The sequence below is a fragment of the Vibrio lentus genome (genome assembly GCF_030409755.1).
In the GTDB taxonomy this organism is placed as follows: Bacteria; Pseudomonadota; Gammaproteobacteria; order Enterobacterales; family Vibrionaceae; genus Vibrio; species Vibrio lentus.
In genome coordinates, this window is record NZ_JAUFQE010000002.1 from 241,649 (window position 1) to 265,446 (window position 23,798).

Below are 23,798 nucleotides of genomic sequence, written 5' to 3' on the forward strand. Positions count from 1 at the left end.
CTCTATGAGTAAAGTGACCAGTGCTGACTTTGAATACGAGCAATGAAGTGACGTAGATCGCCTTCAAGTGGTCGATCTTCAACGATAAATTCAAACTCTTTGAGTACTTCGTCGCGAATGTGCTTTAGGTTTTCACTCATGTGGTGCTCATCAAGCTCATTGTGGCGTTTACGAAGCTCAAGCGCTTGTGTACCTGCCAGAAGTGACGCTGCCGCTACTTGTTCAGTCAGTTCAAGAACGCGTAAGCAGTCACGAGCTGCAATGGTGCCCATACTGACTTTGTCTTGGTTGTGACACTCGGTTGAACGAGAGAACACGCTTGCTGGCATGGTGTGTTTCAATGCTTCTGCTGTCCAAGCTGAAACGCCAATCTGTACCGCTTTGAAACCGTGGTTGATTGGTTTACGTTCGCCTTCAGCACCCGTTAGGTTAAATGGTAAGCCGTTGTTGAACTTGTAATCCATTAGCTGTGCCATTTGGCGATCAAGTAGGTCTGCAAGGTTGGCTACCGCTGTTTTTAGTGTATCCATTGCCATTGCGATATGGCCACCATAGAAGTGTCCACCGTGCAGTACGCGCTCATTGTCGCCATCGATAATTGGGTTATCGTTAGCGCTGTTGAGTTCGTTCTCAATCATTTGGCGTAGCCAAGGCAGAGAGTCTTGAACGACACCGATAACGTGCGGTGCACAACGCAGTGAGTAACGATCTTGTAGGCGATCACTGTTACGTGGCGGGCGATCCGCTTGTAAGTCGTCACGTAGCCATGCAGCAACTTGCTGTTGACCCGGATGAGGCTTCACTGCAAACAGCGCTTCATCGAAATGGAAATCGTTGCCTTGCATACCGACAGACACCATTGCGGTGATCTTAGTCGACAGCTGAGCTAGGTATTCTGCACGTTTGTAGGCGATACAAGCCAAAGCCGTCATTACTGACGTGCCATTCATCAATGCTAAGCCTTCTTTTGGCTTAAGCTTGATAGGGTTAATTCCTAGCTCTTTGTAGACGTCACTAGTAGGGCGAACTTCGCCTTTGTAGATAACATCGCGCTCACCAATCAGTGCTGCCGCTAAGTAAGACAGCGGCGTTAAATCGCCACTAGCACCAACCGATCCTTCTTGAGGAATACGCGGTGAGATATCTTGGTTGATCAGAGTAACGATCTGGTTGAGCAAATCGTGAGTCACACCAGATACACCTTGTGACAATGAACAAAGGCGTGTTGCTAATACCGCACGAGATTGTTCGTGAGACAGTATTTCGCCTAAACCACAGCCATGAAAGCGCGTTAGATGCAGTGGTAGCTCATCAACTAGGTTTGGCGGAATCGCAACGGTACAAGAGTCACCGTAGCCTGTTGTCACACCATAGATCACGCCTTCTTCTTTCAATAGGCGTTCTAAAAAAGCGACACCACGGTCGATTTTTGATGTGAATGCTTCACTTGAGTTCATCGAGGCTTTTGCGCCTTGTGAGATAGCGACAACATCCTCAATCGTGAGGCGTTCGGCACCAAAGGTGATGCTATTTGGATTCTTTTTCGTCATGGTGCTTGCTCAATGTCCAAAAATTAAAAAAGTTGTACCACTGAAGCGGTGCTTTCAGTGTGTAGTGCTCAAGTCGATTTGCGTATTTTTGCACGACTTGCTGTAAAGATTGTTCGCGAGTCTTTCTTGGTAGTTCTATCTTGTCGCTAAAATGCTCGAAATAGACATCAAAATGCGGCTTAGATTGTGAGTCGTCACGTAGCCCAAATAATAGGAAGACTGGCGCTTTGAGAACCGAGGCTAACATAAATGGCCCTTGAGGGAAGGGGGCTTCCTTACCCAAGAACTCAGCCCATACTGAACGGCTCTCTTTGCTGGTGGAAGTTCTATCGCCAACAATCACAATCCACTCGCCTTGCTCCAACTTCTGTTGCAACAATATGGCGGTATCAGGGCCCATTGAAGTTACTTGAATCAGGTTTAAATCAGACTGCGGGTTGACCGCTTTCATCACTGAATTAAAACGTTCAGCGTGCTCTGTGAACACCAGCGCATTGATTTTGATGTTCGAGTGTCTGCGACCTAAAGCGCGGCACAGTTCGATATTGCCAAGATGAGATCCTAGAATCAGTACACCTTGTTGGTTTTCCACCATGCTTTCGAATTGGTCTTGGCCATGAATCGTCAGGTTATCTACCGAGAAATCGCCTTTCCATGCCGCTAACTTGTCTAGCATGGTATGGCCAAACGAAAGAAGATGGTTATAGCTGGTTAATTCAGCGGGTAACTCAATATTCTGTTGTTCAGCGTATGCCTTAAGCTGAAATAGGTACTGTTCTGAGGCGTTTCGTGCGCGCTTACCCGTTAGGTGGTAGTAACGCATCACACCGCGCAAAATAAGATTAAATACGCCTCGGCCTAACAAGGTATAAACAGTCAATAACAGTTTGATGCCGAGCACGGTTCCGCGTTCTTGAGTGCGAGACCAATGGGGTTGTTCTGACTCGTTTTTGTTGGATTCGGCCAAGGAACCTTGGTTTTGCCCACTTTTAGCAGAATCGGATTTGAAATGGCGAGCAATCAATTTTGGTGCTCTCGGCAGCATGCCAAAGAACAGTCTCGTGTGCATCCAGCTGATTTTTACGTTATCCCACAGCGCATCGAAATGAGATATGCCGTTTTCAGGATAGATGACTCGCGTTTCAACGAAGTCGATGTCACAGCCTTCCCAATACAGGCGAACCAAAATCTCGATATCGAAGTCCATTCGAGACCCAACATCGTATTTATTCAGTACGGTTTGCGTCTTATCGATTGGATACGCTCTGAAGCCACACATGCTGTCTTTAATCGATAGAGATAGAGTTTCTATCCATACCCAGATGTGCGTCGCGTAGCGCCCGTAGAGCCTTGCTTTAGGCACGCTCTCGTCGTAGACAGGCTGACCTGATATCAGGCGTTGTGGCTTAGTTTGCGAAGCTTGGATTAACGCGGGTAGTGCTTCAAGGTCATGTTGTCCGTCAGCATCAATTTGAATGGCGTGGCTAAAGCCGAGCTGTTGCGCTTTTTTGATACCGGCCTTTACTGCGCCCCCTTTGCCTTGGTTTTGCTCGAGCGTCACCAAAGTCACATTTGGGCTTTCCGCAAGCGGAGTCAGAAACTGTTTGGTCGCGAGTTCACTGCCATCATCAACAATAATAATCGGAAGTTCGAAATTAAGAAGTGATGAGACCACCGAGGGCATGGTTGCACCGTGGTTAAAGCACGGGATTAGGAAGCAAGCTTTGTAGCTGCTTTCTTTTAGATTTTGTTGAGAAACAGCCTCGATGGGAGCGCTATTCACTTTTCTCTCCCAGCTTCATTTTGCCTGAAGAGTGGGTCTGTTCACCGTTGTTTGAGGTGTAACTAAAGCTCAGTTTGTCTTTGTCAGCGTCCCACTTTAATGACAACTGAATAGTCGAGTCTGGCAGGATCGGTTCTTGGAATTTGATGACTTCCATGCCTTTAAAGAAACCAGGGACACTCAGTTCTTGGACTGCGTAGTGAAGTGCCCAATCAATCTGTGTAACACCCGGAAGAATAGGGAAGCTCTTGAAATGCCCCTTAAAATCGGTGATGTCTCCAGTAATATGGAGTGTCAGGGTCGATTCTTTCTCTGCAGTGTCAACAGCAATGACGTTTGGTTTTCTCTTATCCATAGCGTGTGCTTAGAATCCTTGGGCTGAAAATGGGTGTTCTGACAAAAATATAAAAAGATAATCTCAGTGTAAAATACGATCAGCGGTTTCTATGATTTTATTAGCTGTTCTATGTGAGATGTTAATCGCTTACCTTGGCTGTTGAGAGGAATCTCATCAACAATGCGATACTTTCTTGGGATAGCGATCGGTTCTAACCATTTTCTAAGTTCTGAACGCAGCATCAACCAGAATTTACCTTTACTCATGGTGGCGAGTTTCGCTTGGCCTTCCTCTGATAATACCAAAACCGACGCCAAGATTAAGCGCTCCGGTTCTTCAAATGGAATGACGACACATTCACTTATCCAAGGCAGTTGCTCAAGTCGCTTTTCGACTTCAACCAGTGATACTCGTTTTTCTTCTATCTTGATCACTCGGTCGGTTCGGCCTTTCAATATAAACTGATTATCCGAGACCATTTCGCACTCATCGGCGGTTTGATACCAGTTATTGTTATCGATGTAGGGCGACAATAACTTAATGCAATTCTCACTGTTGAGACTTGCCTCAATACAGTCAAAAAGTTGCCAAGGTGTTTGAGCGCTCTCTTGCTGGCGAAATGCGATGCCACCAGTTTCTGTGCTGCCAAAAACCTCGATAGGTAAATGACCAAGCAGATTCCGAGATTGGTGAGCCGATTCAGTCGGTAATGGGCCACCGGAAGAGAACACACCAGCAAGCTGCGCGGTATTGGTCTCATGTTTTAATCGTTTGAGTAGAGCTGGGCTGCTGATCAGCACACAGTTTTTATTGGCGTGAGAAAGGATCTGCTCAGGGTACTCAAGGTTGTTTCGAGCAAATGGAACACCAGAGCATAGTGGCCATAAGATTCTAAACAGCAAACCATAGATATGTTGATGCGAAACCGTGCTGTGAACTCGATTACCTTTGAGTAATTCGCCCCAGTTTCTCTCTAGCTGAGCAGTTTCTATATCTAGATGTTCTAGTGTTTTATTGATTGCCTTCGGCGTGCCGCTTGAACCTGAAGTAAATAGGGTCAATTGGATTGCTGCTAACTCAATGGCGGGAATATTATCGGTTAGAGGCTCGCGTGTTTCGGTGTCCAATAAGGTTTGGATATTGCGAACTTCACTTACTTCCACGGCACCAATCACATCATCGACCAACAGACAGTCAAAATGTTCATTCAGCTCGGCAAGCGCACAAGGTTGATAGTTACCTGGCAAAATGATGTGTTTGCGGCTGACTGTGCACGCTAAAAAGGCCACCGAAAATAGGTAGCTGTCTTGGGTGCAAATCGCGACTCGCTGAAAAGGGGATGAAGATAAAAGGTGTACGAGCCGAGATAAGTCGTCGTTAAATGTTTGCCACGTAATCTCGCTATTGTCGTCAAAGCAGACAATAGAATCAGGCGATCTGTTCTGACTGAGAAGTTCAGACAAGGAAGTGTAAGAGACGGTTTGGGTCATAACAATTTAACTCTGACGAATGCGCTGTCTTACTACCCACTCTCCTGCAAAAAGTAACCCGGCGAACAAATAGCTGAGTAAGCCATTGTATAGGGTCCATATTTCAAGCGGTTGGAAGCAGGTGTAAAGAGCGATAGAGCCATTGATAACAAAGAACAGGCACCAAACTTTGGTGACTTTTCGTGTGTAATCAACGCCACTTTGCGGAAGTTCAGGCTCTTGGAGACGAGCAAGACGCTCGATAATTGTTTGAGGTTGCCATAGGCTTGAAGCGAATACAGCCAACATACAAACATTAACGATGACGGGATAATAGGTTAACCAGCCATGCTGCTTGAAGGTTAATCCTAGTGCCAGCAGAACAATTCCGGCACTTCCACTGATCCAAGCTAAGTGTTTTAGCTCTTTGATTTTAGCCTGACCGCCAGTGAAAATGCGGACAGCAAAGATAGCGGCTAAGACGATACCAACGGTTTGTAGGCCAAACTTGTTGAGTCCAAAGTAAACCGCTATTGGATAAGTGAAAAGTATGATTGCCGACAGTAAAGTCAGCAGAGGACGCATTATGCGTCCTTCAATAGTTCAACCACAGACTCCACAACGTCATTAACGGTGCGTACTGCTTTGAACTCTTCAGGCTTGATCTTCTTACCTGTGACGTTCTGTAAGTGAACGACTAAATCAACGGCATCAATGCTGTCTAGGTCTAGATCGAGATAAAGGTGTGCTTCAGGAGTGATATCTTCAGCATCAAGCTCAAACAGCTCAATAAGCGCATCTTTAACCTGGTTGTATACTTCTTGTTGGTTAGCTTGTGTCATAAAGATCTGTCTAGTTGTTCGTTTGAGAAGAGATGTAATTCGCTAGATTTTCAACCGACGAGAAGTGCTGTCGAGTGTTTGAATCATCGGCATCGATAACAATGTTGTACTTTTTCTTGATAGCAAGGCCAAGCTCAAGTGCATCAATAGAATCTAGTCCAAGTCCATCACCAAATAGTGGAGCTTCCGTTTCAATTTCATCAATGCTCATGTCTTCAAGGTTCAATGCGTCGATGATCAGTTGTTTCAGTTCGTTGTGTAATGTTTCCACTTTGGCCTACTTAATGCTTTATCTAAATGCTGCTTTAAGGGGGCGATTCTACATTATGCGATGTATTTTCGAAATGCTGATATCGCCAGTTGTTTATTGATTTGCTAAATGTTTTCTTCGGAAGGGAAAATAGTATGTGCAAGATGATGATTAAGGCGTCTTGCTGCCGAAGTTAAGTTATTTGCATTCTCAATAAATGGTGCGACTTCTATTTTACCTTTCACCGCGATATGAAAAAAGGGTTTCGTAGCAGGAACTTGATACCATTTTTTCTCTTTCGTTAAGAATGTCGGAGAAACCGTAATATGAATCACGCGTAAATCGGTTTGTGTTCGAGTGGCAATTTGTGCCGCACCACGTTGTAAGGATGGTTCAATTCCCGGCGTTGTGCGAGTGCCTTCTGGAAAAACCAGCAGGACATTGCCACGTGAAAAGCGTTCTTCACAACGTTCTAAAAGATCGTCAGGTGCTTGATTGGGTATGTAACCCGCCGCTTTAACAATCCTCTTCATAAACGGGTTTTCCCATATTGCCGCTTTGACGAGGCAATCACATTGAGGAAGTTGAGAGGCGATTAGCACATAGTCGATTAAGCTCGGATGGTTGGCAACGATGATGCAATTACGATCTTCACGTAGCAGTTCGGCACCATCAATTCGATAATCAATCGCACCAGTGAACTTCATGATCTGGCAGAACGCATTGAATGAGAAGCGAATCAGTCGTTGAGCCTTAAGCTCTCTTTGAATGGTGTTTGATGTGGTGAGCGCGATCGACGGCAAGATCAAAAAGCTGAGAACTAAGCCACCTAAACCGAATATGGTGAAGCAAAGCCCTGTCGCGAATACTCGCCAATATTGGTCGACCTTACTCATTCTTGAGTTCCAGGTTTCGCGTTGTTTACCCACGACCAAGCTTGGTGTTTGCCTGTAATCGCCCATCGCTGCGTACCCAGTAGAATATGTTGTAGTGTTTGCAGACCTTGCGGTAAATCAGGCATTGACCTGTCGTGAGCTATGGGGCTACTAGCTATTGAGTTGCTGGTGGTTGTTCTCGAAATTGAGTATTCATTACCTGCTGTGATCACTAAACCCAGAGCATAATCGGCATAGTGCTGAGTTTCGTATTCTTGATAAAGCTCAGGCAGCGGTTGGTCAAAGTCGATGACTAAGACACGATGCGATGGGTATTGGTGAAGGTAAAGATAAGCTTCAATCAGCGCGTTATGGAAAGTATCTTGCCCCGCGGCGATTGAGGTCAATGGAATCGGTGCTTTTACGGCAATGGTGGTTAGGCCTGCTGCGGTATTATGTACCGACTGCGAGAACGCCATTGGAGAGGCATCGTCACCTTCTAGTATCGACTGAATCAATGTGGCAGTTCGGTGCAGTTCACCATGTCGGCTGGCAAAAACCAGATAATCAATCGAGGTGTCTTTTAATAGCGTTAATGCGGTTTGGACGGCAAGCTTACTTTGTTTGCTCATTCGGCGGCGCATCATCGGCGGGATAGCTTTAAATTCAGTTGAGCCATCTTGTGGCCAATCTAAATTCTTGCTCCATGTTTGCCATTCGGCATTAGAATTGAGCCCCGCAGAATTTGCAGACCATTTCTCAATATTAAACGACATTAATTGGGATTGATTTGACATAGAGTATTGATTTGCTTTGGGTCTAACTAAATACTACGCATGCTTATAAATAAACACAGATAAGGAATTTAAATGAAATTACTAAAAGTAGCGGTTTCAATGTTATTCATATTCGTTCTTGCAGGGTGTGGACGTGTCCAACCTGTAATGAATGTTGAGGATACTCCAGTTGCACTTAATCTTCAAAGCAAACAGGTGAAATCAGCTATTTATGAGTCGGCTGAGAATCGAGGCTGGTTGGTTTCAGAAATAAAGCCTGGCTTGATCCGTGCGGAACTGTATGTTCGTTCACACCATGCGGTGGTTGAAATTCCTTATAGTGACAAGTTTTACTCTATTCTTTACGTTGAATCAGAGAATTTGAAGTATGACGATGGTGAAATACACCGTAATTACAACCGTTGGGTTAATAACTTAAACGTTGATATTAAACGTAAGCTTGCACAAATGGCTGCTGAGTAACCCTCTATTATTTTAAAGTTAGGTTTTTCGTGTCGGAATATAAATTAGATCCATTCAATGCATTAGAAGCAAAAACAGAAGCGCAAAAGTTGTCTTTCGCTCCAATTGTTTTTCACACTGCTCGTACACTTCGTGATTTAGGTATTTTAAAGGCCTTAGATGGTGTGGGTAACGATGGTTTACCAGCTGAGTCTATCTCTGAAATAACCGGCGTATCTGAGTACGGCGTGAAAGTGTTACTCGATATGGCGTTGAGTGCTCATATTGTTACGTGGGAAAAGCCTAACTACAAAATGGCCAACCTTGGTTTCTATCTTTTGCATGATGGCATGACTAACGCAAACATGGATTTCACTGCCGATGTTTGTTACGCCGCGATGATGCATCTAACTGAAGCGATTGAAGAGGGTACACCTGCGGGTTTGAAAGAGCTGGGTGACTGGGAAACTATTTACCAAGGCTTGTCTCAATTGCCAGAAAAAGCAAAAGAGAGCTGGTTCAAGTTTGATCACTTCTATTCAGATCGCTCTTTCCCTGTTTTGCTTGAGAAGGTGTTCAGTAAGAAACCTAAATCGCTGGTAGATATCGGCGGTAACACGGGTAAGTGGGCGATGCAGTGCTGCAATCACGACTCAGATGTTGAGATAACGATTGTCGACTTGCCACAACAACTCGAAATGGCAATGGCAAATGCAACGCAACATGGCCATCAAGGCCGAGTGACGCCATTCCCAGCCAACATGCTCGATAAACAACAAGCGTTGCCGACAGGCGCGGATGTGTGGTGGATGAGCCAGTTCCTTGATTGCTTCTCGCCAATGGAAATTCTGAGCATATTAAAGCGTGTTCGCTCTCATATGTCAGAAGAGGCGACGGTCTATATCCTTGAACTGTTTTGGGATGCACAGAAATACGATGCGGCTTCTTATAGCTTAAACGCGACGTCGCTTTACTTCACTTGCTTGGCCAACGGCAACAGCCGTTTTTACCGCAGCGAAGATTTCTTAGAGATCGTTGAAGAAGCTGGCTTTGAAGTAGTGACCCGTACCGACGATATCGGTCTTGGTCATACGCTTCTTGAATTGAAAGCTGGCGCGCAATAAAAAATAACAAACATGGCTTAAATTAATGAAAAAACTGTCAACTCAAGTAGTGATCATCGGAGCTGGGCCATCAGGGTCTATTGCCGCGTCTTTGCTTCATAAAAAAGGCATCGATGTTCGAGTGATTGAAAAGAGCCTTTTCCCGCGCTTTTCTATTGGTGAAAGCCTATTACCTGCTTGCATGGAAGTGATTGAACAAGCTGGGATGAGCGAAGCGGTGGCTGACGCTAATTTCCAATTTAAAGATGGTGCTGCTTTTCGTAAAAATGGTGTGTACACCGCGTTTAATTTTGAAGATAAGTTCTCTGCTGGGCCGGGAACGACGTTTCAGGTTCAACGAGGCGCCTTTGATAAGGTGTTAGCAGACACTGCCGAGGCGCAAGGTGTTGCCATTGATTATCAACATGAGTTGATGGGCATTAACTTCACTGAAGACAGTACCATTTTAGACGTACAAGTGCTTGATGGAGAACGCTATCAGCTCGAAGCGCAATACGTGTTGGATGGCAGTGGCTTTGGTCGTGTGTTACCGAAGATGCTTGATTTAGAAGAGCCGTCATCGCTTCCTCCACGCAAAGCTATTTTTACGCACATTAATGATCATATTTCAGCGACGGAGACAGACCTTGAATATGACCGCAACAAAATTCTAATCTCGGTGCACCCAACTAACCCTGATGTTTGGTATTGGTTGATCCCGTTTAGTAACGGTGTGTCTTCGTTTGGTATTGTCGGGGAGCCTAAGTTCTTTGAATCATACCCAGAAGACAAGATTGCCGCGATTAAGCAACTGGCAACAGAAGAGCCGGGTTTGGCTGAGATACTGGCAAAGGCAGAGTACCCGAACCCTGCGGGCGAAATCGGTGGTTATTCTGCCAACGTAAAACACCTTGCAACAGACAAATACGCGCTATTAGGCAATGCCGGTGAGTTCCTTGATCCTGTGTTTTCATCAGGCGTGACAATTGCGATGAAGTCGGCTCAGTTTGCGGTTGAGTGCGTGGAAAAGCAGCTCAATGGTGAGAAGGTTGATTGGGATCGTGATTATGCGGATCCGCTGATGGTTGGCGTGAATACCTTTAGAACGTATGTTGAAGGGTGGTACTCAGGTACCTTGCAGGATGTGATTTTCTATCAAGATCCCAACCCGAAGATTAAGCAAATGGTGTGCTCAATTTTGGCTGGCTACGCATGGGATCAAACCAATCCTTATGTGAAAGAGTCAAAGCGTCGATTGACGACACTGGCAGAGATATGCCGAAGCTAGGTGGTCGATTTAGGGTGTAGCAACATGCTAAAGCACCATGATGACTAGTCTATAAATCAAAACAGCCGCGATGCGGCTGTTTTTGTATCTGATAAATATGGCAAGCTGATTCTCAGCTCATTCGCTCTACTGAGGTAGATACTACTTCAGGTCGATGCTGTTCAGTCGTCCCATAAAGATAAGCAGCTCAATCACGTCTTTGTGGGCCTCAAGGAGCGCTCGTTTGGTTTGGCTATAGGCGGCGAGTCGCCCGTGCTTCCTTATAGAACATACTTTGGTTTTGTATTTGTACTCACCACTTTCAGAGAATACGCGCCACTTAGCGATGTAGCATTCATCTCTATGTTCAGGATCTGTCTGAGTAGGGTTTGGTTTGAATACTATTTTAGGTTCTAAACTGTGCGGCAAACGTGTCATCAGATAGGGCTCTCTAAGGACTTTTGGCCAAAACTTTCCCCAGAGCTTTCTGCCAAGCTCATCTCTCAACTTGATGGTTTTCTTTAGTGCTTTGTCTTCACCCATACGAACAAAACCGACAGAACGATGTAACACCGTATCTTCAGGAGTATGGATGTGGATTTTAAAAGCGGTTTGGCCTTTCGATATAAATCGATAACCGGTCGCACCAATTAGATTATTCTGGCTCATAGTTTGCTAAATGATGATTATGTTATTAATAAGGTTACGACAAATACGTTAAAACCGAAACTAATCATCATGAAAAAAATAAAGCCTTAACAAAAGTGCTAAGGCTTTATTAGAAACTATGAAGCGAGGGTGACGCTAACTACATGATTTTCTGCATCACATCACCAATTTGAATGCTTCCAGCCAGGCTAGGTTGATCAATCGTGAGTTCGGCTTCATTTTCATAAACACGAGAAACCGTCAGCGTGATATCACTTTGAGATACCTTGTTACGCGGTAAACCTCGTTGGTCGATAAACGAACCTGTATGCCACAGTTGCAGTTTGTCACCTTTCTGAACGCCATGCATTCGCCCTAAGTCAATGGTCACCGTATTGCCAAATACCGCGGCAACCTCAGGAAGGGTGATCTTACAAGACACTTCAGATTCTAAGTCCAACATAATATTACGACTGACGCGCAGCATCATACTGCCGTAGGTCGATGCCCAGAAGCGAGCGCTGCGGGTGTCCACTTCACTGGTCTTAGCAAATGGCCACTTAGCTACTTCACGATAGCTGCGGTTGTAAACCTGATGACCCGTCTTACCGTCAAAGACTTGCATCTCTAACGCAAATTGTCGGTTGATAACATCGTCCTTTAACAGCTTAGATTCAATCGTTGCGGTTAAGTCGGTAATGTCGCCACCAATGATGTATTGCGCCCCCGTATCTTGAGCAATCATTTTAATGACTTCTGGTTGGCGCTTATCAATGTCGAAGTCGGTCGTGCCCACTGAAACAAAACTGCGAGACTCTTGCGCTAATTGTCGGTCTACAACATGGCTGAAGTCATCACCAATGTTATAGATTCTTCCCATAACGGCTTGCTGCGGGGAGGTAACATCAATATTACCGACGAGAAATGTCTTTTTGTATTGGCTCTCATGGCAAGCATTTGCCGAAGGATAGATGTCGATCCTTGCGGTGATCATTAAATTGCCACCGCGAGTTTTCTCTTTCTGAACCAAGATGTAGCGAACTTCATGGTTAGTAAACTGAAACTCTTTTTTATTCGAATCTAGATAGGGCGTGAGGTTGGAGATACTACCAATATCAGCACCTGAGAACTGCACAGCTTTATATACAGCGTCTTCCAGCGCGTGGATGCGTGCGCTTTCTTCCGACGATACGATGGCTGCTGTACCGGTAACTTCATACCAAGAGGCATGAACACTGAAGCTTATGGTTATCAGTGAACTTATTGAAAATAAGTAAGATATTATTTTTTTCATCTATTCGTTACCAGTTGGGTATAAATATTGCTTAACAAATAACTATAAGCTTGAAGCTGACTTAAGTGCGTTTTTCTTAATCTGAACCATTAATGAAAAGCAAAGACTGTTCCAACATTGTAATCCATTGAAAAGAATAATGGTGAGAACATATTGGAACAGGTAGCACTAAATATATCTGGAGATAAGAGAATGAAAAACTGGCTCGTAGTAATGAGTGTCATGTTGATGACATCATGTGCTTATTCGCCCATCTATAACGGCAAGTCTGAGTATTCAGGCAGTCAGTTTATGTTGATGGACAGCCCTCGTCATACCATGGATTTTTTCGTGGAAAGTATGACTGAAGATCTGATCATTTCGAATACGAGTATTTCAGCGAGAACGCCAATTGCTATCACTTCGTTTGTTGACCTACAACATATGGATACAACAAACTGGCTAGGTAATTCAGTTTCAGAAGGCTTCATTCACCAGTTTCAGCGTCGTGGCTTTAAGGTCGTCGATTTCAAAACAACGGGCTCTATCCAAGTGACTCACCAAGGTGACTTTGCGTTAAGCCGTGATTGGAAAGACCTCGCGCAGGAACAAGACGTGCAATACGTGCTAACAGGTACGATGCTACGCCAAGAGGGCGGTGTGCTTGTGAATGCTCGCGTGGTGGGTATGCAAACCCGCATTGTGGTGGCTTCTGCGCAAGGCTTCTTGCCTGCAGACCGTATTGGTCGTGACCTAGATACTCTGAACAGTATTCGAACTCAAGATGGCGTTATCATTCGTTCTGACCCAACGATCAGTCAGCCTTATACTGTTATTCTTCGCCCTTAGGAGTTCGAGATGAAGAAGTTAATATTTGTTGTTGCCGCTTTACTGCTTGTTGGCTGTCAGCCACTGCAAAACATGAGGCCAGACGACTATTTGGTTGCTGTTGGTTACGCAAGTATCAGTGAGCAATCAGGCCGTAACGACGAAGAAAAACGCATCCGTGCTATGCGAGCATCCAAAATTGATGCTTACCGTGAACTTGCTGAGCAAGTGTATGGCATGCGAGTGAGTGGCCGAGCTGAATTATCAGATCAGCGCTTGGGTACCGAGCGAACGACAGGTGCTGTCGACGGCGTTATTCGTGGTGCGGAAGTGGTACGCAGTTACCCTGTCGGTGATAGTTACGTGACGGAGCTTCAGTTAGACATCCGTAAGATGGAACAACTGCGTAATTACGGTGAAGTTCAGGCTGTACCTGAGAAGAGACAACAAACGCTGTTCTAGTCTTTATGACCATTTAAGTTATATGACCGACGAATTGTATAAGTGGCCCTCGCTTTCCAGATGGCAGGGCGGCAATAAATAACGACAGTGAATGTAAAAGCGGCAAGTATGAAAATACTTGCCGCTTTTTTGTATTTACAGGTTGGGTGTGGGATCTAGGCTTGGTATGAAAGATAAGTCGAGTAGTAAGTTAAGGGTTGGTGTTGCGAAAGACGCAAGGTGAATTAAGGTACTGGCTAGAGAATAGAGAATAGAGAATAGAGAATAGAGAATAGAGAATAGAGAATAGAGAATAGAGAATAGAGAATAGAGAATAGAGAAGTAGCTGGTGGCTTGGTTAGGCTTTAACGTTGGTGCCAAGTGTAGAAATCGTATGCGTTTGACCACCGGCATTGTAGGTCATGCCGATCTTTCCGTGGCTTTGTTGCATCATATTGCTGAGTTTTTTAAAGCTGAGGTGTGCTCGATTCAAGGCTTCACCATTAACAAGGTTCGCTTGATGGCAATCGTACACAACAGATTTGATGGTTTTAACTAACTGAGCCAGATCTGGATTCTCGGTCAGTTCGGAGATATTGCTATGCGCTTCGATTCGTTGATCGGTTGTTCTTAATTGTTCAACTAAGACAACTTTCTCTTTAGCGATGCGTTCAATGTCGGTCGATTTTCGGCTAGTAATAGCGGTTTTCTCTGAATCTAATAGATCAGATAGGGCTTTGGCATTTTGAAGTTGGAAATTAACTAAATCTGCTAGTGCCGCCATAACGTTATCCTACTAAAACCTTAGTGCTCTTTAAGTGGAGATAGCTTGAACTAAGAATCTATCGCTTAAAGACCTTTTAACTCATTTTCGAACTTGATCATGTTGTCAGCCAGTTTTTCTGGGTCGACAGTGTATGAACCGTTCGCAATCGCTTCTTTGATCGCTGCGACTTTTACCGTGTCAAAGCTTGGTTGTGCTGCCATATCTTGTTGGAGTTGGCCAATTGCTTTGCTTTGTTGACTCAGTGAAACCGCGTCTTTGCTTGTCGGTGATTTAGCTGCAACATCAGAACGTGATGCCTGAGAGCTAGAATCAGAGCGCGCTGCTGATCGGTTTGTGGTCGTTAGGGTCTGCCCTGAACGAATATTATCGATGCCTGCCATAGTTAAGCCTTTTTCTTCAAAAATGGGAACCTGTACAGTCAATATCGACCAAGGGTTCGATTACTTTAGCAATTTTTAGCTCAATAGTCGAAAAGGGGCAAAACACCGCAGCCGTCATATTCAGCGTTAGAATTGAGAGTAAAATCACTAACGATTACCACCCATTTAGAAGTAAAGCGTTAAAAGTAAACCGTGACTTCAGACATGTTGGTAACAATACCTTCGATTATACGCTGAGATTTGTCATTTTTCACTCTTACTTGATCACCCATCGAGCCATCAGTTAACGCAGTACCTTTGGTGGTAATGGTCATGCCACCTTTTACTGCCTGTATGATAACCTTCTCGTTTCGGCACACGACACAGATATCACCTCGTTCAACAACATCACCGGGTCGCATGTTCTTCTTCACTTTTGCACCAATCACCTGTTGTGGAGCGGTGAAACCTTGACGACGAAACTTGTTAAGCGAAATCATGGCGGTGGTGACATCGTATTGACCGACGATCTCGCCTCTGGCTAAAGAACGGGTGGTGGTAACCAGTGGTACCGACATTGAAAGTCGAACAGGCACGTAAATCCGCCACTCATCCGGTATACATTGCACTAAAACCGTAATACTACTACGGGTATTGGTGGTGGTTGAAGCACTGGTTTCAAGAGGGGTTGGGCAATCTGTTGCTTTTACTCTTGAGTCGATATTTGCTGCATTAACAAGGAGTTCGCCACCTTGAGGCTGCTCAATGGTCTCAAAGATGTGTTGTTCCGCCGCAGACTGAATCATTTCAATTTGTTCTGGAGTCGCAGCTTGTATAAAAAAACTAAACAATATTGACAAAATGCCGATAAACTTAGCGACAGTTTTAAAAGTAGCTCTACACATTGCTATAGAAAAAGGAGGCAGATTTGTTTTACGATGCGTCATTCTGTTTCTCTGGTAGTTCGTAGCCTGCAGTAGACTAACACTTTTTATCCAAAAAAGTTTGATATGGAGATGAGCTCATGACGGGTATTCTTGATTCAGTGAATCAGCGTACGCAACTCGTCGGTCAAAACCGATTAGAATTACTAACCTTTCGCCTAATGGGGCGTCAGCGTTACGGCATAAATGTCTTTAAAGTAAAAGAAGTGCTTCAATGCCCTAAGCTGACAAAGATGCCAAACTTGAACCCACTAGTTAAAGGCGTAGCACACATTCGTGGCCAAACGATCTCAGTGATCGATTTGAGCTTAGCGATTGGTGGCCGTCCTACAACGGATGTTGAAAAGTGTTTTGTGGTTATCTCTGAGTTTAACCGAACCATTCAAGGTTTCTTGGTCAGTTCAGTAGAGCGCATTATTAACATGCACTGGGAATCTATCCTTCCGCCGCCAGATGGTGCAGGTAGAGCTAACTACCTGACAGCGGTAACCAACATTGACAATGAATTGGTAGAGATTCTTGATGTTGAAAAAATCCTTGCCGAAATTTCGCCTGTTGATGAAACAATGGACAGCAAGATTGCTGAAGACATTGCGAAAGTTGAACAAGAGAAACCATTAGTCCGCCGTATCTTGATTGCTGATGACTCTACGGTTGCTCGTAAGCAGGTTCAGCGTGCGATTGAGTCTATCGGTTTTGAAGTGATCTCAGTGAAAGATGGTAAAGAAGCCTATGAGAAGCTGGTGCAGATGTCATCAGAAGGCAGTATTTACGATCAAATTTCATTAGTGATCTCTGATATCGAAATGCCTGAAATGGACGGCTATACGCTGACTGCTGAGATTCGCCGTCATGCAGAGCTAAAAGATTTATACGTAATTTTACACTCATCATTGAGTGGTGTATTTAACCAAGCCATGGTTGAGCGTGTAGGGGCTAACTCCTTCATCGCGAAATTCAACCCTGATGAGCTTGGTGCAGCGGTTAAAGCTGCGTTAACTAACTAAAAGAGACATTAATGACTGCTATAACAATAAGTGATCAAGAGTATCGCGATTTCAGCCGTTTCTTAGAATCTCAATGTGGCATTGTATTAGGTGATAGCAAGCAGTACTTAGTGCGCAGCCGCCTAAGCCCATTAGTAACGAAGTTTAATTTAGCGTCGTTATCTGATTTGTTGAGAGATGTAGTAACAGGTCGAAACCGTGAGTTGAGAGTGGCAGCAGTGGATGCTATGACGACGAACGAGACACTTTGGTTCCGAGATACTTACCCGTTTGCTGTACTTGCGGATAAGCTTCTACCGGAAATAGCGGCAAATAAACGTCCTATTAAGATTTGGTCTGCGGCAAGCTCTTCAGGCCAAGAAGCATACTCAATGGCAATGACGATTCTTGAAACTCAAGCACGCAAGCCAGGTATGTTGCCAAACGTGTCGATCACGGGAACGGATATATCAGCGAGTATGTTGGATATGTGTCGTAAAGGCGCTTATGACAACCTAGCGCTGGGTCGAGGCCTTTCTCCTGAACGTCGCCGTACCTTCTTTGAAGATGCGGGTGATGGCCGAATGAAAGTTAAAGATAATGTGAAGCGTATGGTTAATTTCCGTCCGCAGAACTTGATGGACAGCTATGCCTTACTCGGTAAGTTCGACATCATCTTCTGTCGTAACGTATTGATTTACTTCTCGCCTGACATGAAGGCGAAGGTACTGAACCAAATGGCAAACAGCCTAAACCCTGGTGGCTATCTACTATTGGGTGCTTCAGAATCGTTAACAGGTTTAACCGACCGTTTTGAAATGGTTCGTTGTAACCCTGGCATTATCTACAAATTAAAGTAATTGCGGGCACCGCATAAGGTGTAACGTTACTGTCTAATTTCAAAACCCAGCCTAGTGCTGGGTTTTCTTTTTTCCGCTAAAGCTATATCTTTAAGTCAGAGTGACATTCCAATTTACTCTGTTTTTTGGCTTGTATATTGCAAGTTTACCCACGAGTAACCTGTAAAAGTATTGATAGCCCGCTTTGTTTTAAAAGTTGGTATACATATTGCTTTGGTTATCTCATAACAGTCAGTTCTTGAGTTGAGGTTTACATGGCTATTTCTTTTGACAATGCTTTGGGCATTCACCAACACACGGTTGGTGTACGTGAGCGTAACGCTGAGGTGCTTTCCACCAATATCGCGCAAGCCAACACGCCTGGGTATAAAGCAAAAGGATTAGACTTTAAGAAATCACTGCAAGCGGCAAGTTCTGGGGCAAGCATTGGTCTTAGTCGTACAGATGGTCGGCACATTTCTGCCTCAACAACGGTGAACGGTGAAACGAAGTATCGAATTCCTACCCAACCTGATACAGGAGATGGCAACACGGTTGATTTGGATTTGGAAAGAAACCTTTTCATGCAAAACCAAATTAGGCATCAAGCCTCTCTCGACTTCTTAGGAAGTAAGTTCAAGAATTTAACTAAAGCGATTAAAGGGGAATAATTAGATGAGTTTATTCAATGTATTCAATGTGACTGGTTCTGCGATGAGTGCTGAATCTGTTCGTCTAAATACGACCTCGAGCAACCTTGCGAACGCGGACAGTGTAAGTAGTTCTGCTGAAGAAACTTACAAGGCTCGTCACGCAGTGTTCGGCGCTGAGTTAAATAAAGCACGCAACAGTGGTCACACTGTGCCTGTGAAAGTATTAGGTATTGTGGAAAGCGATAAGCCGCTGAGCGCGGAGTACAACCCGGATCACCCATTAGCGAATAACGAAGGCTATATCTACAAGCCTAACGTGAACGTTATGGAAGAAATGGCAAACATGATTTCGGCATCACGTGCGTACCAAACAAACGTGCAGGTTGCTGACTCGAGTAAACAAATGCTGCTGCGTACGCTGCAGATGGGTCAATAAGGATAAGGAGGTAGCACATGGCTGGAATCAACAACAATGTTGGTCAAAGCGGCTTGTCCTATGTTGACCAGCTGAAGAGTCTTCAAGATGGCGCTAAAAAGCCCGACGAAACAACAGGTAAGCAGGATCTTAAACAAGAAGACTTCTTATCTTTGTTGACTAAGCAATTAGCACAACAAGACCCTTTTAAGCCGGTTAGCAATGACCAGATGATTGCGCAAATGGCTTCATTTGCGACCGTAGATGGCATTGGCAAAATGAATACACAGTTTGAAAGCTTGAATTCATCAATGACTTCTAACCAAGCACTGCAGGCTTCCTCTTTGGTTGGCCGCGATGTATTGGTTCCTGGTGCGGCAGGTGTGAAACCCGGTGATGGCGGTATGGCGTCCATGGTTAAGCTTCCTCAAGCAATGGACAATGTAATTGTTCGTGTTGAGAACGAAGTTGGCCAATTGGTTCGCACTTTTGATATCGGCTCTAAACCATCAGGCGACACACGTGTTGAATGGGACGGAAAAGACGAAGACGGTAACCCATTGCCGGCTGGTAAATACAACGTGAAAGCGTCGGGTTTACTGGATGGCGAGAACACAGAGTTCCAAGTGTCGAGTTATGCGAACGTGAACAGTGTGCTTCTTGGTAAGGGTGATGGCAACGTACTACTCAATCTGGCTGGTTTCACATCGCCAGTACGACTTGCTGAAGTACTAGAAGTTGGTAAAGCGTAACGCTTTAAAAGAGTGATTATGCTAGCTAGAGAGATTAGGAGAATATTGGAATGTCATATGTAGCTTTAAGCGGTCTATCCGCTGCACAACTAGACCTGAATACAACCAGTAACAACATTGCGAACGCAAACACATTCGGCTTTAAAGAGTCGCGTGCGGAGTTTGGCGATGTTTACTCAAGTTCGTTATTCACTAACGCAAAAACGACGGCAGGTGGCGGTGCGCAAGCTAGCCAAGTGGCGCAACAGTTCCATGAAGGTTCAAGTATTTATACTAACAACCCAATGGACTTACGTGTAAGTGGTACAGGTTTCTTTGCAGTATCGAAAGACCGTATGGTACCGGAGATCAATGAACTAACGCGTAATGGTGCATTTCACCTAAACAAAGACAACTACATGGTTACTGCTAACGATGAGTTTCTTTTAGGTTACGATGTTGATCCAAACTCGGGTGAAGTTCTTTCTTACGCGCCAAAGCCACTCGACATTCCTGCTGAGTTTGGTAAGCCAAAACAGACAGAAAACATTGAAGTAGGGGTTAACCTTCCTGCAAACGGTGATCTTAAAGACCCGGCTGCATTTAACTTCAAAGATGCTGATACCTATAACCGTGCAACGTCTTCGACGGTATACGATTCTATGGGTCAGTCTTACAAGTTAACGACTTACTACCTCAAAGATCAGACTCAACCAAACACTTGGCAGACGTACTACACCATGTCAGATGAGAACGGTGAAAAGCCGGTCAACATTACTGGTGGTGATGCGACAAATGCACAAGGTCATGTTGGTCACACCATGAAGTTCAACAATGACGGTACATTGGCGAGCCTTAACAATGGCCAGCCAATTAACTCTGAAGCACTAGGTGCTGGAGCGAACCCAATTGATCTGAACGGTGCTGATCCAACGCAAGTGCTTAAGTTTGGTCTAGATTCGTCAACTCAGTTTGCTGCTCCATTTGAACTGACTAAGTTCGATGAAGATGGCGCGACAACAGGTTTCTTAACCAAAATCGATTTCGATGAGTACGGCAGTGTTTTAGGTACTTACTCAAATGGTGAAAACGTGATGCTTGGCCGTGTAGGCTTGGTTCGTGTACCCAATGAGCAAGGTCTAGATAAGAAAGGCGGCACTCAGTGGGATTCTACTAATGACTCAGGTTCTAAAATCTGGGGTGAATCGAACAAAGGTTCATTTGGTAGTATCAACAACGGCTCACTAGAGCAGTCGAACATCGATATGACTCAAGAACTGGTTGATTTGATTTCTGCTCAACGTAACTTCCAAGCGAACTCGCGTTCTCTAGAAGTACATAACCAACTGCAACAGAATATTCTTCAGATTCGTTAATCGTTTCGAGCGTTTGAATCATCTGCGAATACCCAATTCAATGTTATTGAATTGGGTATTGTTGGTGAATTTGATATGGCAGTTCACTTTTCTATTTGCCGCCCTTATTGCCGCACGGTAATGCCACTGGCAACAATTCTTCCTCAATGATCCTTTTGTGATCCCTCTTCTTAGTCGTTTTTCTATTTAAATTATTGATAAATAACAGTTAAAAATATTGGCACAGTGTTTGCTTTATTAGCCCCAGAAGATGATTTTTGGAGCAAAATTATGGATCGCGCACTGTTTCTTGCCATGAGTGGCGCTAAGCAAAATATGCAAGCTTTGCAGCTACGTGCAAACAACCTTGCCAACGTAAGTACAACGGGTTTTCGTGCTGATTTAGCACAAGCACGTTCAATGCAAGCGTACGGTGAAGGCATGCCTACTCGTGTTTTCAGCATGACAGAACGTCCGGGTCATAATTTCGCACAAGGTAGTGTGGTCACCACTGGCCGCGATCTCGATGTCACGATACAAGGTGATGGCTGGATTTCGGTAATGGACAACACGGGCCGTGAAGGCTTAACACGTAACGGTAACCTAAAGGTTGACCAAAACGGTTTACTAACCAATGCAAGCGGCCATTTGGTGTTAGGTGAGAACGACGCACCCATCACACTCCCTATTCCTATCAGTAAAGTAGAAATCGGCACAGACGGTACCATTTCGGTGATTCCTCAAGGCGCTCCAGCTGAAGAATTAGCGATTGTCGACCGTATCAAACTTGTGCGTCCAGATAATCAAAGTTTATTTAAAGACACGAATGGTCTATTCCGTTCGAAAAACCCAGATCAGGCATACGAAGCAGATGCAGCGGTAACGTTGCTAAAAGGTGCCATCGAAGGCAGTAACGTAAATGCTGTCGGTGAAATGACCAGCCTAATTGACTTACAACGTCAATTCGAAATGCAGGTCAAGATGATGAGCACAGCAGAGGAAATGGACAAATCGTCTGATTCACTGCTTCGTATGAGCTAATAGAATTTAAAGGAATTTGCTATGCATCCAGCATTATGGGTAAGTAAAACAGGTTTAGACGCCCAACAAACCAATATCTCAACAATTTCAAACAACCTTGCCAACGCCTCAACCATTGGCTTTAAAAAGAGCCGTGCGGTATTTGAAGATCTGTTCTATCAGAACATCAATCAGCCGGGTGGCCAATCTTCTCAGAATACTGAGCTGCCAAGTGGTTTGATGTTGGGTGCTGGTTCTAAAGTTGTGGCAACTCAAAAAGTTCACACGCACGGTAACGCACAAACGACATCGAACAGCCTAGATATGATGATCGAAGGTGATGGCTTCTTCCAAGTGGAAATGCCAGACGGTGAAACAGGTTACAGCCGAAATGGTCAGTTCACATTGAACGGTGACGGTGCGATCGTAACTTCGGGTCAAGGTTATGCTCTGCAACCAGAAATCGTTATTCCTGAAGATGCGATTTCGGTGACGGTTGGTAACGATGGTGAAGTATCGGTTCGTCTTCGTGGTGAGCAAAATAACGTCGTGGTTGGCCAAATCACCATTACTGACTTCGTAAACCCAGGTGGTTTAGAGCCAGTCGGTCAAAACCTTTACTTACCAACGGGCGCAAGTGGCGATCCGCAAGAGGGCGTTCCGGGCTTTGATGGTTTGGGTAACATCCGTCAGTCGATGCTAGAAACATCGAACGTAAACGTAACCGAAGAGCTGGTTAACATGATTGAAGCTCAACGTGTTTACGAAATGAACTCAAAAGTTATCTCGTCAGTAGACAAGATGATGAGCTTTGTTAACCAACAGCTGTAATTGGCTTATTTGCCGTTTACTGACTTATTTACAACTAATAGATCGGTTTCTAGTAGATAGACGAGTTTCTATTCATTGATCTATTTACCATTGCCTGCTGAGAGTATATCGCCATGAAACGTATTTTTTGTTTAGCTCTGTTTCTGTCTATGACAGGTTGTTCTGTACTGGATCCCATTGAAACTCCAGCGCAAGAAAACGCGACTACAGTGGTTGATGCAGTGGAAGGTGATAAGTCGGCTGAAGAGAGCTCTGGTATTATTGACACACTTCGTGGCAGAACTGATCCAATCGCGGGCGACCCTGCATGGGCACCAATCAACCCAAAGAAGAAACCTGAACATTATGCCGCAGCGACAGGCTCGCTGTTCAATGTGAGCCATATTGGCAGCATGTATGACGACTCAAAACCTCGCGGTATTGGTGACATCATTACTGTCGCTCTCGATGAAAATACACGAGCGACAAAAAAAGCCAACGCAGACATGTCTAAGTCGAACGACGCATCAATGGAACCATTGGCTGTTGGCGGCCAAGAGCTGACCATAGACAAGTACAACTTCTCTTACGACCTGAGTAACACCAACACCTTTGCTGGTGATACCTCAGCCAACCAAAGTAACAGCATCAGCGGCTACATCACCGTAGAAGTGATCGAAGTGTTAGCCAATGGCAACCTCGTGGTTCGTGGTGAAAAGTGGATGACACTGAACACGGGCGACGAGTATATCCGCCTAAGTGGCACCATCCGCCCTGACGATATCGATTTCGAGAATACCATTGCTTCGAACCGAGTTTCTAACGCGCGAATTCAGTACTCAGGTACTGGTGTTCAGAAAGATATGCAAGAGCCTGGATTCTTGGCACGATTCTTTAATGTATCTTTGTAGAGCTTGATCCAGTGTCGACATACTGACACGCCCAGAATTATCTAATTTCAAGCTAAATCATTATAAATTAAAGCAATACAGACA

The 23,798-nt window shown here is 44.7% G+C and carries 29 protein-coding genes; 14 read left to right on the forward strand and 15 right to left on the reverse strand.

The annotated features are described in order from the left end of the window. Positions 1-2 precede the first annotated feature (2 nt). The 9 genes from QWZ07_RS09485 to QWZ07_RS09525 all read right to left on the reverse strand — a co-directional run bounded on the left by QWZ07_RS09485 (position 3) and on the right by QWZ07_RS09525 (position 7,903). Positions 3-1,550, reverse strand: a complete 1,548-nt coding sequence (locus QWZ07_RS09485) for an HAL/PAL/TAL family ammonia-lyase (RefSeq protein ID WP_065104919.1) — start codon at positions 1,548-1,550, stop codon at positions 3-5. Continuing rightward, positions 1,528-3,333 (reverse strand): glycosyltransferase family 2 protein, encoded by a 1,806-nt coding sequence (locus QWZ07_RS09490; RefSeq protein WP_192853188.1) that lies wholly within the window; start codon positions 3,331-3,333, stop codon positions 1,528-1,530. The genes QWZ07_RS09485 and QWZ07_RS09490 overlap by 23 nt, the downstream gene beginning before the upstream one ends. Then, positions 3,326-3,688: an ApeI family dehydratase gene (locus tag QWZ07_RS09495; RefSeq protein ID WP_102514069.1), complete on the reverse strand. Its 363-nt coding sequence runs from the start codon at positions 3,686-3,688 to the stop codon at positions 3,326-3,328. Before QWZ07_RS09495 ends, QWZ07_RS09490 begins: the two co-directional genes overlap by 8 nt. Positions 3,689-3,777: 89 nt before the next feature. Further along, positions 3,778-5,160, reverse strand: coding sequence for an AMP-binding protein (locus QWZ07_RS09500; protein WP_192853189.1), 1,383 nt, complete (start codon positions 5,158-5,160; stop codon positions 3,778-3,780). Positions 5,161-5,166: 6 nt separating this feature from the next. Then, complete coding sequence (locus QWZ07_RS09505; protein ID WP_114633094.1) at positions 5,167-5,724, reverse strand: COG4648 family protein; 558 nt, start codon at positions 5,722-5,724, stop codon at positions 5,167-5,169. Next, entirely contained in the window at positions 5,724-5,981 is a 258-nt protein-coding gene (locus tag QWZ07_RS09510) for an acyl carrier protein (RefSeq protein WP_004739745.1), read from the reverse strand. The genes QWZ07_RS09505 and QWZ07_RS09510 overlap by 1 nt, the downstream gene beginning before the upstream one ends. 10 nt (positions 5,982-5,991) lie before the next feature. Then, entirely contained in the window at positions 5,992-6,252 is a 261-nt protein-coding gene (locus QWZ07_RS09515) for a phosphopantetheine-binding protein (protein ID WP_017106334.1), read from the reverse strand. A gap of 104 nt (positions 6,253-6,356) precedes the next feature. Continuing rightward, the gene (locus QWZ07_RS09520) at positions 6,357-7,127 is read right to left on the reverse strand and encodes a lysophospholipid acyltransferase family protein (RefSeq protein WP_054548144.1); all 771 of its coding nucleotides are present in this window, start codon (positions 7,125-7,127) and stop codon (positions 6,357-6,359) included. Beyond that, entirely contained in the window at positions 7,124-7,903 is a 780-nt protein-coding gene (locus QWZ07_RS09525) for a beta-ketoacyl synthase chain length factor (protein ID WP_192853190.1), read from the reverse strand. Before QWZ07_RS09525 ends, QWZ07_RS09520 begins: the two co-directional genes overlap by 4 nt. 72 nt (positions 7,904-7,975) lie before the next feature. Here QWZ07_RS09525 and QWZ07_RS09530 point away from each other — a divergent pair, with 72 nt between their 5' ends. From QWZ07_RS09530 to QWZ07_RS09540, 3 genes are read left to right on the forward strand one after another with little or no spacing between them, the layout of a single operon-like run. Continuing rightward, positions 7,976-8,365, forward strand: coding sequence for a hypothetical protein (locus QWZ07_RS09530; protein WP_017110147.1), 390 nt, complete (start codon positions 7,976-7,978; stop codon positions 8,363-8,365). A 29-nt stretch (positions 8,366-8,394) separates the two neighbouring features. Then, a complete protein-coding gene (locus tag QWZ07_RS09535; protein ID WP_192853191.1) occupies positions 8,395-9,468 on the forward strand; it encodes a methyltransferase in 1,074 nt (357 codons plus the stop codon). 25 nt (positions 9,469-9,493) lie between these two features. Then, on the forward strand, positions 9,494-10,735 hold the full coding sequence (locus tag QWZ07_RS09540) for an NAD(P)/FAD-dependent oxidoreductase (protein WP_192853192.1): 1,242 nt from the start codon (positions 9,494-9,496) through the stop codon (positions 10,733-10,735). Between the two features lie 141 nt (positions 10,736-10,876). Here the strand turns inward: QWZ07_RS09540 and QWZ07_RS09545 are convergent, their stop codons facing one another. Then, the gene (locus tag QWZ07_RS09545) at positions 10,877-11,383 is read right to left on the reverse strand and encodes a hypothetical protein (protein WP_004736164.1); all 507 of its coding nucleotides are present in this window, start codon (positions 11,381-11,383) and stop codon (positions 10,877-10,879) included. 139 nt (positions 11,384-11,522) lie between these two features. Continuing rightward, positions 11,523-12,656: a flagellar assembly protein FlgT gene (locus tag QWZ07_RS09550; RefSeq protein WP_192853193.1), complete on the reverse strand. Its 1,134-nt coding sequence runs from the start codon at positions 12,654-12,656 to the stop codon at positions 11,523-11,525. 192 nt (positions 12,657-12,848) lie between these two features. On the opposite strand from QWZ07_RS09550, the gene QWZ07_RS09555 reads away from it, so the two are divergent. Beyond that, positions 12,849-13,484, forward strand: a complete 636-nt coding sequence (locus QWZ07_RS09555; protein ID WP_102314926.1) for a FlgO family outer membrane protein — start codon at positions 12,849-12,851, stop codon at positions 13,482-13,484. A 9-nt stretch (positions 13,485-13,493) separates the two neighbouring features. After that, positions 13,494-13,925 carry a flagellar assembly lipoprotein FlgP gene (gene flgP / locus QWZ07_RS09560; protein WP_102514064.1) on the forward strand — a complete coding sequence of 144 codons (432 nt, stop codon included), beginning with the start codon at positions 13,494-13,496 and terminating at the stop codon, positions 13,923-13,925. Positions 13,926-14,060: 135 nt separating this feature from the next. Here the strand turns inward: flgP and QWZ07_RS09565 are convergent, their stop codons facing one another. From QWZ07_RS09565 to flgA, 4 genes are all read right to left on the reverse strand, one after another. After that, positions 14,061-14,285, reverse strand: a complete 225-nt coding sequence (locus QWZ07_RS09565; RefSeq protein WP_192853233.1) for a hypothetical protein — start codon at positions 14,283-14,285, stop codon at positions 14,061-14,063. Then, the gene (locus QWZ07_RS09570; RefSeq protein ID WP_017106343.1) at positions 14,263-14,688 is read right to left on the reverse strand and encodes a flagella synthesis protein FlgN; all 426 of its coding nucleotides are present in this window, start codon (positions 14,686-14,688) and stop codon (positions 14,263-14,265) included. Before QWZ07_RS09570 ends, QWZ07_RS09565 begins: the two co-directional genes overlap by 23 nt. A gap of 65 nt (positions 14,689-14,753) precedes the next feature. Then, on the reverse strand, positions 14,754-15,071 hold the full coding sequence (gene flgM / locus QWZ07_RS09575; protein ID WP_029223448.1) for a flagellar biosynthesis anti-sigma factor FlgM: 318 nt from the start codon (positions 15,069-15,071) through the stop codon (positions 14,754-14,756). Between the two features lie 179 nt (positions 15,072-15,250). Beyond that, the gene (gene flgA, locus QWZ07_RS09580) at positions 15,251-15,997 is read right to left on the reverse strand and encodes a flagellar basal body P-ring formation chaperone FlgA (RefSeq protein WP_192853194.1); all 747 of its coding nucleotides are present in this window, start codon (positions 15,995-15,997) and stop codon (positions 15,251-15,253) included. A 77-nt stretch (positions 15,998-16,074) separates the two neighbouring features. On the opposite strand from flgA, the gene QWZ07_RS09585 reads away from it, so the two are divergent. The 9 genes from QWZ07_RS09585 to flgH all read left to right on the forward strand — a co-directional run bounded on the left by QWZ07_RS09585 (position 16,075) and on the right by flgH (position 23,714). Next, positions 16,075-17,001: a chemotaxis protein CheV gene (locus tag QWZ07_RS09585; RefSeq protein WP_017106345.1), complete on the forward strand. Its 927-nt coding sequence runs from the start codon at positions 16,075-16,077 to the stop codon at positions 16,999-17,001. A gap of 11 nt (positions 17,002-17,012) precedes the next feature. Then, a complete protein-coding gene (locus QWZ07_RS09590; protein WP_017110142.1) occupies positions 17,013-17,840 on the forward strand; it encodes a protein-glutamate O-methyltransferase in 828 nt (275 codons plus the stop codon). Between the two features lie 254 nt (positions 17,841-18,094). Beyond that, the gene (gene flgB / locus QWZ07_RS09595) at positions 18,095-18,490 is read left to right on the forward strand and encodes a flagellar basal body rod protein FlgB (protein ID WP_004736175.1); all 396 of its coding nucleotides are present in this window, start codon (positions 18,095-18,097) and stop codon (positions 18,488-18,490) included. 4 nt (positions 18,491-18,494) lie between these two features. Then, positions 18,495-18,908, forward strand: coding sequence for a flagellar basal body rod protein FlgC (gene flgC / locus QWZ07_RS09600; RefSeq protein ID WP_004736176.1), 414 nt, complete (start codon positions 18,495-18,497; stop codon positions 18,906-18,908). Positions 18,909-18,925: 17 nt separating this feature from the next. After that, positions 18,926-19,639, forward strand: a complete 714-nt coding sequence (flgD, locus tag QWZ07_RS09605) for a flagellar hook assembly protein FlgD (RefSeq protein ID WP_004736177.1) — start codon at positions 18,926-18,928, stop codon at positions 19,637-19,639. A gap of 50 nt (positions 19,640-19,689) precedes the next feature. Beyond that, the gene (flgE, locus tag QWZ07_RS09610; protein ID WP_017076830.1) at positions 19,690-20,994 is read left to right on the forward strand and encodes a flagellar hook protein FlgE; all 1,305 of its coding nucleotides are present in this window, start codon (positions 19,690-19,692) and stop codon (positions 20,992-20,994) included. Between the two features lie 270 nt (positions 20,995-21,264). After that, positions 21,265-22,014, forward strand: a complete 750-nt coding sequence (locus tag QWZ07_RS09615; protein WP_004736179.1) for a flagellar basal body rod protein FlgF — start codon at positions 21,265-21,267, stop codon at positions 22,012-22,014. Positions 22,015-22,035: 21 nt separating this feature from the next. Continuing rightward, entirely contained in the window at positions 22,036-22,824 is a 789-nt protein-coding gene (gene flgG, locus QWZ07_RS09620) for a flagellar basal-body rod protein FlgG (protein ID WP_004736180.1), read from the forward strand. Positions 22,825-22,937: 113 nt separating this feature from the next. After that, on the forward strand, positions 22,938-23,714 hold the full coding sequence (gene flgH / locus QWZ07_RS09625) for a flagellar basal body L-ring protein FlgH (protein ID WP_017106349.1): 777 nt from the start codon (positions 22,938-22,940) through the stop codon (positions 23,712-23,714). The last annotated feature ends 84 nt before the right edge of the window (positions 23,715-23,798 follow it).

Coding starts and splice junctions, on each gene's coding strand:
- QWZ07_RS09615 (WP_004736179.1), top strand. CDS start 21,265: ATGGATCGCGCACTGTTTCTTGCCATGAGTGGCGCTAAGCAAAATATG.
- flgD (WP_004736177.1), top strand. CDS start 18,926: ATGGCTGGAATCAACAACAATGTTGGTCAAAGCGGCTTGTCCTATGTT.
- flgB (WP_004736175.1), top strand. CDS start 18,095: ATGGCTATTTCTTTTGACAATGCTTTGGGCATTCACCAACACACGGTT.
- QWZ07_RS09525 (WP_192853190.1), bottom strand. CDS start 7,903: ATGTCAAATCAATCCCAATTAATGTCGTTTAATATTGAGAAATGGTCT.
- QWZ07_RS09555 (WP_102314926.1), top strand. CDS start 12,849: ATGAAAAACTGGCTCGTAGTAATGAGTGTCATGTTGATGACATCATGT.
- QWZ07_RS09520 (WP_054548144.1), bottom strand. CDS start 7,127: ATGAGTAAGGTCGACCAATATTGGCGAGTATTCGCGACAGGGCTTTGC.
- QWZ07_RS09510 (WP_004739745.1), bottom strand. CDS start 5,981: ATGACACAAGCTAACCAACAAGAAGTATACAACCAGGTTAAAGATGCG.
- flgP (WP_102514064.1), top strand. CDS start 13,494: ATGAAGAAGTTAATATTTGTTGTTGCCGCTTTACTGCTTGTTGGCTGT.
- QWZ07_RS09545 (WP_004736164.1), bottom strand. CDS start 11,383: ATGAGCCAGAATAATCTAATTGGTGCGACCGGTTATCGATTTATATCG.
- flgA (WP_192853194.1), bottom strand. CDS start 15,997: ATGACGCATCGTAAAACAAATCTGCCTCCTTTTTCTATAGCAATGTGT.
- flgG (WP_004736180.1), top strand. CDS start 22,036: ATGCATCCAGCATTATGGGTAAGTAAAACAGGTTTAGACGCCCAACAA.
- QWZ07_RS09590 (WP_017110142.1), top strand. CDS start 17,013: ATGACTGCTATAACAATAAGTGATCAAGAGTATCGCGATTTCAGCCGT.
- QWZ07_RS09585 (WP_017106345.1), top strand. CDS start 16,075: ATGACGGGTATTCTTGATTCAGTGAATCAGCGTACGCAACTCGTCGGT.
- QWZ07_RS09550 (WP_192853193.1), bottom strand. CDS start 12,656: ATGAAAAAAATAATATCTTACTTATTTTCAATAAGTTCACTGATAACC.
- flgE (WP_017076830.1), top strand. CDS start 19,690: ATGTCATATGTAGCTTTAAGCGGTCTATCCGCTGCACAACTAGACCTG.
- flgH (WP_017106349.1), top strand. CDS start 22,938: ATGAAACGTATTTTTTGTTTAGCTCTGTTTCTGTCTATGACAGGTTGT.
- QWZ07_RS09570 (WP_017106343.1), bottom strand. CDS start 14,688: ATGGCGGCACTAGCAGATTTAGTTAATTTCCAACTTCAAAATGCCAAA.
- flgM (WP_029223448.1), bottom strand. CDS start 15,071: ATGGCAGGCATCGATAATATTCGTTCAGGGCAGACCCTAACGACCACA.
- QWZ07_RS09530 (WP_017110147.1), top strand. CDS start 7,976: ATGAAATTACTAAAAGTAGCGGTTTCAATGTTATTCATATTCGTTCTT.
- QWZ07_RS09540 (WP_192853192.1), top strand. CDS start 9,494: ATGAAAAAACTGTCAACTCAAGTAGTGATCATCGGAGCTGGGCCATCA.
- QWZ07_RS09500 (WP_192853189.1), bottom strand. CDS start 5,160: ATGACCCAAACCGTCTCTTACACTTCCTTGTCTGAACTTCTCAGTCAG.
- QWZ07_RS09505 (WP_114633094.1), bottom strand. CDS start 5,724: ATGCGTCCTCTGCTGACTTTACTGTCGGCAATCATACTTTTCACTTAT.
- flgC (WP_004736176.1), top strand. CDS start 18,495: ATGAGTTTATTCAATGTATTCAATGTGACTGGTTCTGCGATGAGTGCT.
- QWZ07_RS09495 (WP_102514069.1), bottom strand. CDS start 3,688: ATGGATAAGAGAAAACCAAACGTCATTGCTGTTGACACTGCAGAGAAA.
- QWZ07_RS09485 (WP_065104919.1), bottom strand. CDS start 1,550: ATGACGAAAAAGAATCCAAATAGCATCACCTTTGGTGCCGAACGCCTC.